This is a genomic window from Nocardioides islandensis (assembly GCF_015352455.1).
Lineage (GTDB): Bacteria > Actinomycetota > Actinomycetes > Propionibacteriales > Nocardioidaceae > Nocardioides > Nocardioides islandensis.
Map to the genome: position 1 here is coordinate 1 of NZ_JADKPN010000007.1, position 15,377 is coordinate 15,377.

The 15,377-nt window shown below is 72.8% G+C and carries 15 protein-coding genes and 1 pseudogene; 10 read left to right on the forward strand and 6 right to left on the reverse strand.

Going from position 1 to position 15,377, the window contains the following annotated elements; translation table 11 throughout:
• A pseudogene (locus ISU07_RS12455) lies at positions 1 to 428 on the reverse strand (DUF222 domain-containing protein); the annotation flags it as partial.
• 293 nt (positions 429 to 721) lie between these two features.
• Here ISU07_RS12455 and ISU07_RS12460 point away from each other — a divergent pair.
• The gene (locus ISU07_RS12460) at positions 722 to 1,726 is read left to right on the forward strand and encodes an IS110 family transposase (RefSeq protein ID WP_228521819.1); all 1,005 of its coding nucleotides are present in this window, start codon (positions 722 to 724) and stop codon (positions 1,724 to 1,726) included.
• A 220-nt stretch (positions 1,727 to 1,946) separates the two neighbouring features.
• Here ISU07_RS12460 and prfB read toward each other — a convergent pair whose 3' ends face one another.
• Complete coding sequence (prfB, locus tag ISU07_RS12465) at positions 1,947 to 3,065, reverse strand: peptide chain release factor 2 (RefSeq protein ID WP_194707137.1); 1,119 nt, start codon at positions 3,063 to 3,065, stop codon at positions 1,947 to 1,949.
• Positions 3,066 to 3,144: 79 nt separating this feature from the next.
• Between prfB and ISU07_RS12470 the strand changes: the two genes are divergently transcribed.
• Positions 3,145 to 4,686: a hypothetical protein gene (locus tag ISU07_RS12470; protein ID WP_194707138.1), complete on the forward strand. Its 1,542-nt coding sequence runs from the start codon at positions 3,145 to 3,147 to the stop codon at positions 4,684 to 4,686.
• A 9-nt stretch (positions 4,687 to 4,695) separates the two neighbouring features.
• Here the strand turns inward: ISU07_RS12470 and ISU07_RS12475 are convergent, their stop codons facing one another.
• Complete coding sequence (locus ISU07_RS12475; protein ID WP_194707139.1) at positions 4,696 to 6,222, reverse strand: xylulokinase; 1,527 nt, start codon at positions 6,220 to 6,222, stop codon at positions 4,696 to 4,698.
• Positions 6,219 to 7,631, reverse strand: a complete 1,413-nt coding sequence (locus tag ISU07_RS12480; RefSeq protein WP_194707140.1) for a pyridoxal phosphate-dependent decarboxylase family protein — start codon at positions 7,629 to 7,631, stop codon at positions 6,219 to 6,221. Before ISU07_RS12480 ends, ISU07_RS12475 begins: the two co-directional genes overlap by 4 nt.
• 36 nt (positions 7,632 to 7,667) lie before the next feature.
• Between ISU07_RS12480 and ISU07_RS12485 the strand changes: the two genes are divergently transcribed.
• From ISU07_RS12485 to ISU07_RS12505, 5 genes are all read left to right on the forward strand, one after another.
• Complete coding sequence (locus ISU07_RS12485; RefSeq protein ID WP_194707141.1) at positions 7,668 to 8,477, forward strand: class I SAM-dependent methyltransferase; 810 nt, start codon at positions 7,668 to 7,670, stop codon at positions 8,475 to 8,477.
• 21 nt (positions 8,478 to 8,498) lie between these two features.
• On the forward strand, positions 8,499 to 9,206 hold the full coding sequence (locus ISU07_RS12490; RefSeq protein ID WP_194707142.1) for a YwaF family protein: 708 nt from the start codon (positions 8,499 to 8,501) through the stop codon (positions 9,204 to 9,206).
• Positions 9,207 to 9,210: 4 nt separating this feature from the next.
• Entirely contained in the window at positions 9,211 to 9,699 is a 489-nt protein-coding gene (locus ISU07_RS12495) for a hypothetical protein (RefSeq protein WP_194707143.1), read from the forward strand.
• A gap of 128 nt (positions 9,700 to 9,827) precedes the next feature.
• Entirely contained in the window at positions 9,828 to 10,445 is a 618-nt protein-coding gene (locus tag ISU07_RS12500) for a hypothetical protein (protein ID WP_194707144.1), read from the forward strand.
• The gene (locus ISU07_RS12505) at positions 10,435 to 10,989 is read left to right on the forward strand and encodes an RNA polymerase sigma factor (RefSeq protein ID WP_194707145.1); all 555 of its coding nucleotides are present in this window, start codon (positions 10,435 to 10,437) and stop codon (positions 10,987 to 10,989) included. Before ISU07_RS12500 ends, ISU07_RS12505 begins: the two co-directional genes overlap by 11 nt.
• On the opposite strand, the gene ISU07_RS12510 is transcribed toward ISU07_RS12505, so the two are convergent.
• A complete protein-coding gene (locus ISU07_RS12510) occupies positions 10,974 to 11,768 on the reverse strand; it encodes an S-methyl-5'-thioadenosine phosphorylase (RefSeq protein ID WP_194707146.1) in 795 nt (264 codons plus the stop codon). The genes ISU07_RS12505 and ISU07_RS12510 overlap by 16 nt on opposite strands.
• Positions 11,769 to 11,790: 22 nt before the next feature.
• Here ISU07_RS12510 and ISU07_RS12515 point away from each other — a divergent pair, with 22 nt between their 5' ends.
• The 3 genes from ISU07_RS12515 (at position 11,791) to ISU07_RS12525 (ending at position 14,986) form a co-directional block, all read left to right on the forward strand.
• Positions 11,791 to 12,588 (forward strand): DNA/RNA non-specific endonuclease, encoded by a 798-nt coding sequence (locus tag ISU07_RS12515; protein WP_194707147.1) that lies wholly within the window; start codon positions 11,791 to 11,793, stop codon positions 12,586 to 12,588.
• Between the two features lie 71 nt (positions 12,589 to 12,659).
• Entirely contained in the window at positions 12,660 to 13,772 is a 1,113-nt protein-coding gene (locus ISU07_RS12520) for an RNA polymerase sigma factor (RefSeq protein WP_194707148.1), read from the forward strand.
• A gap of 2 nt (positions 13,773 to 13,774) precedes the next feature.
• Positions 13,775 to 14,986: an MFS transporter gene (locus ISU07_RS12525; RefSeq protein ID WP_194707149.1), complete on the forward strand. Its 1,212-nt coding sequence runs from the start codon at positions 13,775 to 13,777 to the stop codon at positions 14,984 to 14,986.
• Here ISU07_RS12525 and ISU07_RS12530 read toward each other — a convergent pair.
• On the reverse strand, positions 14,963 to 15,364 hold the full coding sequence (locus ISU07_RS12530; RefSeq protein ID WP_194707150.1) for a pilus assembly protein CpaE: 402 nt from the start codon (positions 15,362 to 15,364) through the stop codon (positions 14,963 to 14,965). The genes ISU07_RS12525 and ISU07_RS12530 overlap by 24 nt on opposite strands.
• Positions 15,365 to 15,377: the final 13 nt, after the last annotated feature.

A 15,377-nucleotide genomic window follows, 5' to 3' on the forward strand; every position in this document is an offset into this window, starting at 1 on the left:
AGCTGGTCGTCGACCCACCGGGCGCTGGGCAACGGGAGGGTGCGGGTCTGCTGGGCGACCCGGCGGGCCTGCCAGGCCGGCACCCGCAGCGCCTGGACCCTCCGCCACAGCCGCGGGTGCCGGTGCACCAGGTCCAGGGCGTCGCCGATCAGCGCGGCGGCCGCCCCGGGGGTGATCCGCAGCCGCACCGCGAGTGGTTCGGCGGTGAACGCCGCCACCTCCGGTGTCCCGTCCCCACCCAGCGCCTCGGGGGACTCCAGGACGTTCGAGCGGTCGGTCGCGGGGTGCAGCACCGCCCACTGGTAGGCCAACGCCAGCTTCCGCGCCGTCGCCCGTCGCTCCTCGGCATCGCTGTCGGAGAGCGCATCGAGCACACCGCTGGGATCGAGGTCGACGACCTCGAACCGCTCCACCACCGCCGTGCTCATGTACCCACCCAAGCACCGACCACCGACAGTCCCCCTGCCTCAGAACCCCTTGTCCACAGTGAGAATCAGGCTGTTTGATCCGCGAGGATTGGGCCGTGTTTCCCGGCCGGTTGACCCGCTTGTCCACTGGCTTCGTGCCTTGCTCTTGATCCGTCACCGGCCGGGAAGTGGCGCGCACCGGCCGGACGGAGTGTGACCTGATAGGAGCTTGGCCGCGCCTCGTCACTGTGCTGTCCGCCCGACCGGCTGCTGTGCGCCGTCCCATCGATAGGCAGAGAAGGGCGGCAACACCCATGGTAGGAACCACTCGATCGCACCAAACGATCACCGGTGGCGTAGACACTCACGCCGATACCCATACCGCGGCGGCACTGGACCCGGTGGGTCGCCTGCTCGGTCACCACACCTTCCCCGCGAGCGTGACCGGATACCAGCGGTTGCTGGACTGGCTCGGCGGGTTCGGTGAGGTCGGCATCGGCGGTGTCGAGGGCACCGGCCCCTACGGCGCCGGCCTGGCCCGACACCTGACCGCCCAGGGGATCGAGATCGTCGAGGTCGACCGCCCCAACCGGCGAACCCGTCGTCGTGAGGGCAAGTCCGACCCGATCGACGCGATCGCCGCAGCGCGCGCGGTGCTGGCCGGAACCGCCACCGGAACCCCCAAGACCCGCACCGGTGTGGTGGAGGCGATCCGCGTACTCCGCGTACTCCGCGTGGCTAGAAGCGGCGCCATCAAGGCCCACACCGCCGCGATCAACGCGCTGCACCAGATGACCATCACCGCACCCGACCCGCTGCGCGACCAGCTGATCGGGCTCAGCTCGGTTCGCCTGGTCACCACCTGCAGCCGACTGCGACCCGGCGAGAACCTGGCCGACCCCGACCAGGCGGTCAAGCTCGCACTGCGGCGCCTGGCCCGGCGCTGTCAGCAACTCCACGACGAGATCCGGCAGGCCGACCACGACCTCCGGTCGTTGATCAGCACCACCGCACCCCAGCTCATCGCCCGAACCGGTGTCGGACCCGAAGTCGCCGGACCGGCATCGACTGAACAGAGGCGGCGACCGCGCCGCCAACAGCGCCCTTCACACCGTCGTCATCGTCCGAATGCGCTACCACCAGCCCACCCGCGACTACGTCGCTCGACGCCGCCAGCAAGGCCTCAGCAACCGCGAAATCAGTCGCTGCCTCAAACGCTACGTCGCCCGAGAACTCCTCCCCCTGATCCGAAAAGCCCTCACCAACTCCCCTTGACGATCTATAGGAGCCTCAAGGGATTCCCGGCACCGGTCTCGTGACGGGACTTCGTCCCTCCTCGACCAGCGGATGTTGCCGGGTCTCGTGACGGGACTTCGTCCCTCCTCGACCGGCGGGCGACCTGCCCGTTGTGTCAGCGAGCCGACAGACGCCGGGCGGCCGGAGGGCGCACAGTAGGGGCGCTTCTTGTGGGGAGGAGCAACGTCGAGCGGGTGTCGGTCCTCCGGGATCGACACCCGCTCCCGTACGTCGGGACCAGCGTCAGTTCTCGGCGGCGCGCTCGGCGCCACGGCGCCAGCGGATGCCCGCCTCGATGAAGGCGTCGATGTCGCCGTCGAAGACGGCCTGCGGGTTGCCGACCTCGTAGCCGGTGCGCAGGTCCTTGACCATCTGGTACGGGTTCAGCACGTAGTTGCGCATCTGGTCGCCCCAGGTCGCCTGCACGTCGCCCTTCAGGTCCTTGAGCTCGGCGGCCTCCTCGGCCTTTTTGATCGCCAGCAGCTTGGCCTTGAGGATCACCATCGCGGAGGCCTTGTTCTGAAGCTGCGACTTCTCGTTCTGGCAGGAGACGACCGTGCCGGTGGGGATGTGCGTGAGCCGGACCGCGGAGTCGGTGGTGTTGACCGACTGACCGCCCGGACCGGACGACCGGAACACGTCCACGCGGATGTCCTCGTCGGGGATGTCGATCTCGTCGGTCTGCTCCAGCACCGGCACGACCTCGACGGCGGCGAACGACGTCTGGCGGCGGCCCTGGTTGTCGAAGGGGCTGATCCGCACCAGGCGGTGCGTGCCCGCCTCGACCGACAAGGTCCCATAGGCGTACGGCGCGTGGATGGCGAAGGTGGCCGACTTCAGGCCGGCTTCCTCGGCGTAGGAGGTGTCGAAGACCTCGACGGGGTACCTGTGCTGCTCGGCCCACCGGACGTACATCCGCATCAGCATCTCGGCGAAGTCCGCGGCGTCCACGCCCCCGGCGCCGGAGCGCACGGTGATGAGGGCCTCGCGCATGTCGTACTCACCCGACAGCAGGGTGCGGACCTCGAGCGCCTCGACGGACTTCTTCACCTTGCCGAGCTCGACCTCGGCCTCGGCCAGGGACGCCGCGTCGTCGACCTCCTGGCCGAGCTCGACCAGCGCCTCGAGGTCCCCGATCCGGCTGTCCAGGTCCGAGAAGCGGTCCAGCTCGCCCTGGAGGGCCGAGAGCCGGCCGGTGACCCGGGTGGCGTTGGCCTGGTCGTCCCACAGGTCCGGCGCCGCGACCTGCTCACCGAGGTCGGCGATCTCGCGGCGCATGCCGTCGAGGTCGAGCACCTGACCGATCGTGCTCATCGTCGCCCGGAGCTGCTTGATCTGGGTGTCGTAATCGGGTCCTGCCACGAGGAGCAAGGCTACGGGGCGGGAGAAGACCCGGCGAATCACCCGCAACCGGCCGCCGCCGACACCTATCCTCGGCGCCATGACGGAGTACGGGGGTTACTCAGCCCCGCCAGTGCCACCTCCGCCTGGCGACGAGGATGAGAAGAAGTCCGACCAACCGGTCGAGATCCCGTTGTGGGCGATCGTCGCCGCCGGGGTGGTCGCCCTCGCCCTCGTGGTCGTCGCCGCTGTGATGGTCCTGCGTCCGCCCGGCCGGGACGAGGGTCCGGTCGGTCCGCTGCCGACCTCCAAGCCGTCGTACCCCGCGACGTGGAACCCCAAGATCAAGCCGATCGCCGACAAGGCGGCCGTCATGCGCAGCCTGGACTTCGACCACCCGGTGCCGGTGCGCTTCCTGACGTCGAAGAAGTTCGACAAGACGCTGACCGGCGAGGGTGAGGAGTTCACCCGGGAGGACCGTGCCCAGCTGGAGCACCAGACCGCCCTGCTCCGCGCGCTGGGCCTGGTCACCGGCGACCTGGACCTGGCGGAGGCGGCCTCGAGCGGGTCAAGCGGCGGCGTGCTCGCGTACTACGACTTCGAGGACGAGCGGATCACGGTCCGGGGGAAGAAGATCACGCCGGCCGTCCGGGTCACCCTGGTCCACGAGCTCACGCACGTGCTCGACGACCAGAACTTCCAGGTCGGCGACCGGCTCGACAAGCTCGAGAAGCAGGCGGAGAAGGGTCCCGACACCCCCGCCGCCGCCGTGCTCCGCGCGATGGTCGAGGGGGACGCCCGGCGGGTGGAGTCGGTCTACCGGGGCTCGTTGCGCGAGGCCGACCGCCGGGTGCTCGCCCGGTACGAGCACCGCCAGTTCGTCGAGGCCCAGGAGCGCGTCGGCGACGACGTACCTCCCCTCTTGGTCACGCAGGCCTCAGCGCCGTACGTGCTGGGTGAGGGACTGATGCAGACCCTGGCGACGAACGGCGGCAACGACTCCGTCGACCGGCTCTTCCGCAAGCCGCCCGTCCACGACTCCATCCTCCTCGACCCCTACCGCGTCATCAGGCGCGACACCGGGGCGACCAAGGTCGCGGTGCCGTCCCTGGCAGCGGGTGAGAAGGAGTTCGTGTCCGGCGAGCTCGGCGTCCTCTCCTGGTACTTCATGCTCGCCGAGCGGCTCCCGCTCGGGCAGGCCCTGACCGCCGCCGACGGATGGGGAGGAGACGCGTACGTCGCCTTCGACCGCGGGGACACCACCTGCGCGAAGCTGGCCTTCGCCGGCCGCACGAAGGAGGCCACCTCGCGGATGCGCTCCGCGCTGGACCAGTGGGCCGCGGCCGCGCCGGGGGAGCAGACCGTGACGTCCGCCGGGGGACTCGTGCGCGTCGCGTCCTGCGACCCCGGCACGGGCGTCTCCGATGCCGCCGACACCTCCCAGGCCGCGCTGGGGCTCCTGGCCACCCGCGCGGCAGCCCTCGTCGCCATCGCCAAGCAGGGGGCGACGCTCGAGGCGGCCTCGTGCGTGGTGTCCAAGCTGCTCGCGACCTTCTCGGTGGACCAGCTCAACGACCCGGAGTACGTGCAGCTGCCGTCCGTCCAGGCGCAGCTGTACCAGATCGGCGTCTCCTGCCGCTGAGGCGACGCCTCAGCGCCTGGCCGAACGCCGGAAGAACCCCTTCTGCGCGGCGTACAGCTTCGGCAGCTCCGCGGCCAGGGCGTCGTACGTCGCGCGGTTGCGCGGGTCGGGCCGGAACGGCTCGTCGGTGGGCACCGCGCCGCGGACCTCGTCGCGGGTGAGGGCGCCCAGCGCGAGGCCGGCGACGAGTGCGGAGCCGCGCAGCCCCGCCAGCCAGGGGTCGGTGACTCGGACGACGGTGCGGTCGGTCGCGTCGGCCAGCACCTGGCACCACAGGTCCGAGCGCGCTCCCCCGCCGACCAGGCGGAGGTCGTCGAGGCGGCCGCCGACGAACCGTTCGGCGGCGCCCAGCAGCCAGGTGGCGTTCAGCGCGACGCCCTCGATCACCGCCCGGGTCAGGTGACCACGTGTGCTGGTCTCCCCCACGCCGTGGAAGCCCGCCCGCGCGTCGCGGTCGTCGACCGGCGACCGCTCGCCGGTCAGCCACGGGGTGAAGACCACGCCCCCGGCGCCCGGCGGCGTCGAGCCGGCCTCGGCCAGCAGCTCCTCGTACCCCGTCGTGGGCGCGGTCGTGTCCCGCCACCACTGGAGGTTGCGGCCGGCCGAGTCCTGGTTGTTGGCCAGCAGGTACGACGCGTTGTCCAGGCCCGGCACGCTGGCCTGCTGGCGGAACACGTCGGTCTTCTTCCTGGCAATCGGAGCGCTGATCCACGCGGTCGTGCCGATCGATGCGTGCGGCTCGCCCAGCCCGATCGCGCCGGCCCCGACCGCCGCGGCGTGCAGGTCCGGCAGGCCGGTGACCGCCACCGCCGCGGGCGGGATGCCGAGGTCGGCGGCGACCTCGGGCAGCACCGGTCCGATGACGGAGCCGGTGGCCACGAGCGGCGGTAGCTGCGCCCCGTCCACGCCGGCGAGCCGGACCAGCACGTCGTCGTACGCGAGCCTGCCGAGGTCGCGGTTGTCGGTGAGCCACGCCGCGGTCATCGACGCCAGGGTGGCGGCCGGCACCCCGGTGAACCGCATGGTCAGGTAGTCGACCGGCTCGAGCACCCAGCGCGCGCGGGCGAGCACGTCGGGCTCCTCGTGCCGGAGGTACAGCAGGTGCCCGACGGGATCCGCGCCCGACGTCGTGGGGATGCCGCCGCTGCGGCGCAGCCAGGTGGCCAGTGGCTTGGGCGCGTACCCGGAGACCGGTCCGCCGACCAGCGCCTTCGAGTACGGCGCGCCGCGGGTGTCGCTCCAGAGCACGCACGGGCCGACCGGCCGACCCTGGTCGTCGACCGGGATCGTGCTGGCCCACTGGCCCGTGACGCTGACGGCGACCACTCGGTCGCGGCCGGGCGCGCGGCGTACGGACTCACCGATCACCCGCCACCAGAGCTCGGCGTCCTGGGTGTGAGCGCCACCGTCGCCCACGGTCGTCGGCACCGGCGTGTGCTCCCACCAGACGACCTCGCCGCGCACCGTGACGAGCCCGACCTTGGGACCGCCGGTCCCCAGGTCGATCGCGAGGACGAGCTCGACTGGATCACTCATGGGGCCGGAGGCAGGGCCTGCTGCTTGTCGAGCATGTCGTCCATGACCATCACGATGAAGTCGGAGGTGGCCTGGTCGAGGCCGCCGGCCACGCCGCCGTAGATGGCGCCGGAGAACGCCTCCTCGCCGGCCGCGTGCTTCTCGTGCGCGTAGGCGACGGCGTCGGCCAGGTCGGCGGCGAACGCGTCGACGACGCCGGCGCGGGTCTGTGGGCGGGTGACGGCCATGTGGATCGCGTTGGGGTACTGCTGGCCGTTGAACCGCCAGCCCTTCGGGCCGAGGAAGTCGACGAGGTGGTAGATCTCGAACTCGTCGCTGGTGAAGGAGAAGCAGAACGTCGGCGCGCCGGCCGTGCCGTCGCCCATGATCCGCAGCTCGGGGTGCGACCGGACGACGTCCATCATCGAGGCGGCGGTCTCGAAGATCTCGACCGCGTGCTCGCGGTAGCCCTCACGGCCCAGGGACACCATCGCGGCCCACGTGCTCGCGATCAGGCCGCCGGAGCGGGAGCCCTCCATGCCGGGCGACATGTACTTGCCGCCCGACCAGTCGAGCAGGTGGAAGTACTGCGCGTTGCGCAGCGCCTTGTCGCGGAACAGCAGCGTCGAGGAGCCCTTGAACGCGTAGCCGTACTTGTGGGTGTCCGCCGAGATCGTCGTGACGCCCGAGACCCGGAAGTCGAACTCCGGGATCTTCAGCCCGGCGTCCTCGGCGAACGGCAGGATGAAGCCACCAAGACAGGCGTCCACGTGCATGCCGACGCCCCGCTCCGCGGCCAGCGCCGCGAGCTCCGCGATCGGGTCGATGGTGCCGTAGGCGTAGTTCCCGGCCGAGCCCATGATCGCGATGGTGTTCTCGTCGATGAGCCCGGCCACGGCGTCCAGGTCCACGGCCGTGGTCCGGGGGTCGACCGGCGCCACCCGCATCTCGATGCCGAACAGGTGGCAGCCCTTGTCGAACGCCGCGTGCCCGGTCTCCGGCTTCACGAAGTTCGGCTGCGTGACGCCGCGGGTCTCGCGGGCGTGCTCGCGGTAGGCGACGAGCGCGTGCAGGATGCTCCCGGTGCCGCCGGTCGTGACCAGCCCGGCCGGCGCACCGTCCTCCACCGCGTCGGCGTGCAGCAGGTCGAGGGCCATCGCGATGACCTCGCCCTCGTACTTGGTCTGGCTGGGGCACATGTCCCGCTGCAGGGCGTTGACGTGGGCGTACATCCCGAACGCCTCGTTGAGGAACTCGTAGTGCTCGTGGTCGCCGCAGTACATCGTCCCGGAGATCTTCCCGGTCTCCCAGAACGCGTCCTCCTCGGTCGCCATCTCCCGCATCTCGGCGAGGACGTCGGTCCGCGGCCGGCCGTGCTCGGGGAGGGTGCGGTTCACGGCGTACCGATCGGCGTACGGGTAGTCGTTCACGAACCCGGATCCTACGGATGGGGCACACTCGCCCCCATGACCGAAGGCACAGCAGCCGACACCAGCTGGCTCGAGTCCATGCCCGAGGTCTACGACCGGTGCCTCGGGCTGGCCACGTTCGCGCCCTTCGCCGCGGACATCTCGCTCCGGGCGCTCGAGCTGCCGCACGCCCGCGTCCTCGAGCTGGCCGCGGGCACGGGCATCGTCACCGCCGGCCTCGTCGAGGCGCTGCCGGACGCCGAGATCGTGGCGACCGACCTGAACCAGGCGATGGTCACCTACGCCTCGTCGCGCACGCCGGGGCCGACCTGGGAGGTGGCCGACGCGCAGGAGCTGCGGTACGCCGACGGCTCCTTCGACCTGGTCGTCTGCCAGTTCGGGGTGATGTTCCTGCCCGACCGCGTCGGCGCGTACCGCGGCGTGCGCCGGGTGCTCGCGCCGGGCGGCTCCTTCCTCTTCAACGCCTGGGACACCCTCGAGACCCACGAGGTCGAGGCCGCCGTCATCGACGCCCTGGCCGAGCTGATCCCCGACGACCCGCCGGACTTCCTGCGCCGGGTGCCGCACGGGTACGCCGACCCGAACCGGATCCGCGCCGACGTCCAGGCCGCCGGCCTCCACGTCGCCGAGCTGGAGCGGGTCGAGCTGGTCGGGCGGGCCCCGTCGGCGAAGGTGCTGGCCGAGGGCTACTGCCTCGGCACCCCGCTGCGCTTCGAGATCCAGGAGCGGGCCGAGCTCGGCGACATCGTGCCGAAGCTGACCAAGGCCCTGGCCCGCCGCCTCGGCGACGGGCTCATCGAGGGGTCCATGGCGGCGTACGTCGTCCGCGCGACCAAGCCCGAGTAGGGCCCCGACGGGAGACGACCGGTGTTCCACCCCTGGGGTACCTCACACCTGGTCGTCCTGGGTGTGTTCGCCGTCGGCGTGGTGGTGCTGCTCGCGATCGGCCCGCTCGTGCGCGGCCGGCCCGTCGAGCGACCGCTCGCCGTCGCGCTCGCCGCCGGCAACATCGTGCTCGGCCTGATCGGGACCGTCACCGAGTTCGGCGACGGGTCGTTCAAGGGGAACCTCCCGCTCCAGCTGTGCGACTTCGCCTGGGTCCCCGTCGCGTGGGCGCTGCTCACCCGTCACCCGCTGGCCCTCGCGCTCGCCTACTACTGGGGGCTGACCCTCTCCCTCCAGGCGATGGCCCAGCCGACGCTCGACGAGGCCTTCCCCGACCCGAACTTCTTCGCCTTCTGGGGCAAGCACGTGCTGCTGGTCTGGGGCGCGGTCTACGCGACGCTGACGCTCCGCCAGGGACCCGACTGGCGCGGGTACCGGCGGGCCGTGGCCGCGACCGCCCTCTGGGTCGGCGTCGCGATGTCGGTCAACGGCCTGCTCGACACCAACTACGGCTACTTCAACGCCAAGCCGGAGGGCACCGTCCTCGACTACCTCGGCCCCTGGCCCTGGTACCTGCTCGCCGAGGTCGCCATCGTCGCCGGCGGCTGGGCGCTGATCACCATCCCCTGGATGCGGAACCGCAGACCGTCCGGGACCGATGTAACACCGGGGACCACTCGCGACAGGTAGGGGCATGAACAGGATCCCCCTGCGCCGTGCGATCGCGCTCGGCGCCACCCTGCCCATCCTCCTGGTCGGAGGCGCCTACGCCGCCAGCCAGGCCGGTCTCGACCACGCCGGTGACCATCCCTCAGACCACCGGGCGTCGCCCGCCGAGGAGGTGCGGCCGACCGGTGCGCCCACGAGCGAGGCCACCCCGAACGGCCCGGCCGCCCTACCCGACCAGGCCTCCGACCGTGCCAGCCAGGCCATCGCCGAACGAGGTCGTGACGCCCACGCCCAGGGCCCCAAGTCCGAGGAGACCACCGAGGCCGCCGACGAGCCGACCGAGGACACGACGGAGTCGGCGGGTCCCGGGTACGGGCCCGGCGTGCACGCGGGGCCGCACGGTGACTACGGCCCGGACAACCACCCGGACAGCACGAACCACCCGGGCGGTGACGACCACCCCGACGCCGACACCCACCCTGACACCACGAACCACCCCGGCAACGCGGAGTAACCCGACCCGGGTGCCGTTGCGGAGGGGTGAGAACCACCAAGACGGTCGTCGACCGGAGCGGTTGATCCGGCGCCGGCTGCCCGAGCATGCTGGGGCCGGACCGACCCGGTCCGAGGAAGGAGCACACGATGCCGCACCCAGGTCCCGACCTGGCCGTGGCCGTGCCCACGCTCGAACCGGACGACCTCCTGGTGGCGCGCCTGGCCGCCGCCGCGGGCCGATCGGCCCAGACGATCGCCGCCGGCTCCCCCGTGGCCGGCAGCACGGGCTGGAAGATCGCCGCGGCGGCGGCCAGTGTCGCCGTCGTCACCACCGGGGGCGCGTACGCCGCCGGCGTGATCGGCGACTCGGGTGAGCCCACGCCCACACCTGTCATCTCGCAGTCGCCGTCCGAGGACCACGCGCCCGATCCGGCCCCGGTGCTCGACGGGGTGGTCGCGCCCACCGACCCTGCGAGCCGACCGTCCGCACAGCCAGCGGGCCAACCCGCAGGCCAGCCGTCCGGCCCGCCCCCGAGCGCCGGACCGACGGCGGCACCGTCCGCGTCGCCTCCCGCGCCACCGTCCGGGGTGCCCACGGGACAGCCGTCCGGCCTGCCGACGGGTGGTCCCGGCAGCCACCCGACCGGCCGCCCGAGCTGGGCGGCCAGTCCGTCGCCGACCCATCGGCCGATCGACCCGGGCTCCGGCGGGCCCACGGATGCACCGACCCACACTCCACCGACCGACGCACCTCGTGGTCGATGACGACGACCTGATCCGCCGGGCCAAGGGCGGTGACGGGGACGCCTGGCGCGAGCTGTACCGAGCCCACGCGGGCCGGCTGGTCGTCTGGCTCCGGGCCGTGTCCGGCACCGACGCGGCGCTGGGGCCCGAGGACGTCGCGGCCGAGGCATGGCTGACCGCGGCCGCCAAGATCGCCGAGTTCCACGGGACCGCCCAGGAGTTCGGCGCCTGGCTGTTCGGGATCGCCCGCCGGGTGGCCGCCAACGCGCGCCGCCGCGCGGGGCGGCGGCGCACGTGGGGGGCCACGCCCGAGGACCTCGACGCGTTCGCCCCGCCGGTGCCTGCTCCCGACGACGTCGAGCGGACGGCTTGGATCAGGTCCGTGCTGGCCGACCTACCGCGACGCGAGCGCGAGGTGGTCGCGTGCCTGGAGGTGATCGGCCTGGACGTCGCCGCCACCGCCGAGGCCCTGGGCATGTCGGCGACCGCGGTGCGCGTCGCCCGTCACCGGGGCCTGCGGCGGCTACGGGCGCTGACCGCGCTGGTCGCTCACGGGATGGTGTAGGTCAGCTCCAGCTCGTCGGCCCACGAGGAGCACGCGCAGCCGTCCGGCGACGGCAGGTCGGCGAGCACGGTGGCCAGCAGGCCCTTGAGCCGCTCGATGTTGGCCGCGAACATCTCGAACACCTCGGCCTGGCCCACGCCCTCACCGCTCTCCACGCCGGCGTCCATGTCGGTGACCAGCGCGATCGCCGAGTAGCACATCCGCATCTCCCGGGCGAGGACGGCCTCGGGGTGGCCGGTCATGTTGACCAGGCTCCAGCCGGCGGCGGCGTAGGACTGCGACTCCGCTCGTGTCGAGAAGCGCGGCCCCTCGATGACCACCATCGCGCCGCCGCGCTTCACCCCCGGGTCGGCCGCGGCCAGGGCGGTGGCGAGGCGGTCGCAGTACGGGTCGGCGAAGGGCGCGTGCACCGCTCCGGTCTGGACGTAGGTCTGGATGCGGCCGCTGGTCCGGTCGACGAGCTGGTCCGGCACGACGACGTCGCCCGGCGCGACGCTGGGCAGCAGGCCGCCGACCGCGCACGGCGCCAGCACCTGGCGCACACCGAGGGAGCGGAGCGCCCACAGGTTGGCCCGGTAGTTGATCAGGTGCGGCGGGTACGCGTGGCCCTGGCCGTGGCGCGGCAGGAACGCGACCGACACCCCGCCGACCCGGCCGACGGCGATGTCGGCCGACGGGGCGCCGTACGGCGTCTCCACCGGCACCTGCGTCGCGTCGTCGAGGAACTCGTAGAAGCCGCTGCCGCCGATGACCGCGACCGACGCGGGTGGGGTGGACACCCCGCCACCCTAGAGTTCTGGTGTGTACGACGAGCAGTTCCTCGGGGCGCCCGTCGCCACGCCCGTCGTGACCGGTGACGCGGCGGCCGACGTCCTGGACGTCGACGGGACGACGCGGTGGGACTACACCCACTTCTCGCTGGTGATGAGCGCCTCGCGCCGGCTGGCCCGTTGGGTCGCCTGGAACATCGACGGGCTGGCGCTGTTCCCGTCCGACTCGATCCCGCGGTCCGACGACTTCCGGCTGGACCAGCGACTGCCGGCCGCGGCGCAGACCGGCGAGGAGGTCTACGCCGGCAACGACCTCGACCGCGGCCACCTGGCGCGCCGCTCGGACCTGCTGTGGGGCACGCTCGCGGAGGCGCAGGCGGCCAACCACGACTCGTTCTTCTTCACCAACATCACACCGCAGATGAACGACTTCAACCAGTCCGGGCTCGACGGGGTGTGGGGACTGCTGGAGAACGCCGTGCTCGAGCAGGCGGACCTCGAGCGCCGCCGGCTGACCCTCCTCGCGGGACCGGTGCTGGGCGGGGCCGACGTCGAGTACCGCGGGGTGCTCATCCCCGGCGCGTTCTGGAAGGTCGTGGTCTACGTGCTCGACGGCACCCTGCGCGCCCGCTGCTTCGTGCTGGCCCAGGAGGTCGACCCGATCCGGGCCGCGGGCACCCTCGACGACTTCGCGACGTACGAGGTGACGCTGGCCGACCTCGAGGCACTCGTGTCCCTGTCCTTCGAGTCGCTGCACGAGCCGTCGGTCGCCGTGCCGGCGGACGTGCCGCCGCGCCGGGTCACCGACGTCCGCGAGATCGACTGGTAACGGCGTTGGTCGCGGCGCTCCCCGGGCGATCTGGAGGTGACATGCTCGCCTCTGCCGAAGGAGCCTCCCCGTTGCCCGCCCAGACCGCCACCCTCTGGTCGACCGACCAGCGCGCCCGCCTGGTACGCCTCTGCGGAGCCGTCGTCGGCGACGCCGGCGCCGCCGAGGACCTCGCCCAGGAGACGCTGCTCACGGCCTGGCGCCTCCAGCACCGGCTGACCGAGACCGACCGTCCGGGCGGCGCGGAGGCCTGGCTGAACGCCATCGCCCGCAACGTCTGCCGGCGCTGGCTGCGGGCGCGCGGCCTCGCCCCTCTGCCCGTCGCCGAGCCCGACCCCGGCGAGGCGCACGACCTGGACTCGGTGCTCGAGCGCGAGGAGCTCGTCGAGCTGCTCGACCGGGCCCTCGGGCTGCTGCCGGCCGCGACGCGGGACGCGCTGGTCGGGCACTACGTGGAGGAGCTCAGCCACGCCGAGATCGCCACGCGGCTCGGTACGTCGGCCGACGCCGTGTCGATGCGCGTCAGCCGCGGCCGGTCTCGCCTGAGGTACCTGCTGGAGACCCGCTTCGCCGGCGACGCGCTGGCCGAGGGCTGGACCGGCCGGTACGGTGCCGGCTGGCGGGCGACGCGGCTGCGGTGCGTCGACTGCGGCCGCGCCGGCGTCGAGGTACGTCAGGACGACGCCGAGGTGGCGTTCCGCTGCCGGCTGTGCGACCCGGCCGGGCTGTCAGTGCACCTGCCGCTCGACGCACCGGTGTTCGGCGCCCTCGTGGGTGAGGTACGCCGGCCCAGCGCGATCCAGGCCCGCATCGCGGTGTGGACCCACACCTACTGGCGGTCCGCGGCTCCGGCGTGCGTGCGCTGCCACCGGCCGGTCACGCCGCGGCCCTACACGCGGCCCGAGCTCGGCCACTGGTCCTCGCGGCACGGGTGGGTGGCGACCTGCGACGGGTGCGGCGAGCAGGTGACCGGCTCGCTGACCGGGCTGGCCCTGGCACATCCCACGGTCCGGGAGGTGCGGCGGCGCGAGCCGCGGCTGCGGGCCCTGCCGGTCCGGGACGTCGTCCGCGACGGGTCGCCGGCCAAGGTCGTCGAGTTCGGCACCGACGACGGTCCGGCCGTGAGCGCGGTGTTCCTGCGCGAGTCGATGCGACTCGTGCACGTCGGCGTGACGTCGGGCTAGCCGTGCTCGCCGTCCTCCGGCGGCGCGACTTCTCCCTCCTCTGGCTGGCCGGCCTGGTGTCGGTGGCCGGCGACTGGGTGCTGATGACCGCGCTGCCGTTCTTCGTGTACGCCGAGACCGGCTCGACCCTGGCGACCGCCGGCATGACGGTGGCCGAGCTGGCACCGGCCATCGTGCTCACCTCGCCCGCCGGCGTCTTCGTCGACCGGTGGGACCGCAAGCGGGTGCTCGTGGTGACCAACCTGCTCCAGGCCGCGACGGTGGCCGCCCTGCTGCTGGTGGGCGAGGGCCAGTTGTGGGTCGTGTACGTCGTGGCGGCGGTCCAGTCCGCCGTCGCGGCGTTCGCCGGGCCGGCCGAGTCGGCCCTGCTGCCGACGCTGGTACCGCGCGACCTGCTGGTCGAGGCCAACGCGATGAACGCACTGAACAACCGGCTCGGCCGGCTCGCCGGCGTACCCCTCGGCGCCGCCCTCTTCTCGTGGTGGGGCCTGGAGGCGGTCGTCGTCGTCGATGCGCTGACGTTCGTCGCCGCGGCCCTGCTGGTCGTGCCGATCGTGGCGCCGCGCCCGCCGCGGGCCGCCGAAGAGGAGGTGCTGGGGTTCTGGCGGGAGTGGCTGGCCGGCGTGGACGTCGTCCGCACCGACCGGACGATCGCGGTGCTGTTCGTGGTGTTCGGTCTGATGACGTTCGGCGGCACGATGCTCGACCCGCTGCACGTGCCGTGGGTGCGCGACCTGCTCGGCGAGGGGGTCGGGGTCGTGGCGCTGCTGTCCATGGTGTCGTCCCTCTCCGGCATCGCCGGGTCGCTCGTGGTCGGCGCGCTGGGCCACCGGGCCTCGCCCCGGCACCTGATCGGCTGGGGCTCCGCGCTGGCCGGGGTGCTGTTGCTGGTGAAGTTCAACGTGCCGGTGCTGTGGCTGGCCGTCGCCTTGTCCGTGGTCGGCGGCGTGACCGCGGTCGCCTCGTCGGTCGGCGTCGAGACGCTGGCCCAGGAGCGCACGCCGGAGCACGTGCGGGGTCGGGTCTTCGGGTCGCTCCAGGCCTCGATCTGGCTGGCCAGCCTGCTCGGCGCGGCGGTCGGCGGCGTGCTCGGCGAGGTGGCCGGCCTGGTGCCCGCGCTCGACCTCGCGGCGGCGCTGGTCGGCCTCTCGGGTGCCGTCGTGCTGGCGATGATCCCCGGTCGGGTCTCGTCAGAGGCCGGCCAGCACGGCTAGCGCGTAGGCGCGCTCCGGCTCGACGTCGACGTGCCGGCTGCCGTCGGTCAGCACGACGGCGTACCCCTCGACCTCGCCGGGCACCCGCTCGAGGCCCGCGAACCGCTCCCCGAGCAGCTCGCGGAGCTGGTGCTCCCACGGCACCCACAGCACCTCGTCGGCTGCCACGCTGTCGAGCGCCCACTCGGTCGTGCCGTTGAACCGGATCAGCCGGCCGCTCGGCAGGTCGCGCACCTCGATGACCATCTCGCTGACGATGAACGGCTCCTCGAAGCCGCGGTCCGGCACGAAGAACCGGTCCCCTGCGGAGGGCGTCCACGCGACGCCGGCGCGCTCCATCGCCGCGCGCAGCGCCCGGGCCGTCTGTTCGGTGATCACAGACCCATTGTCG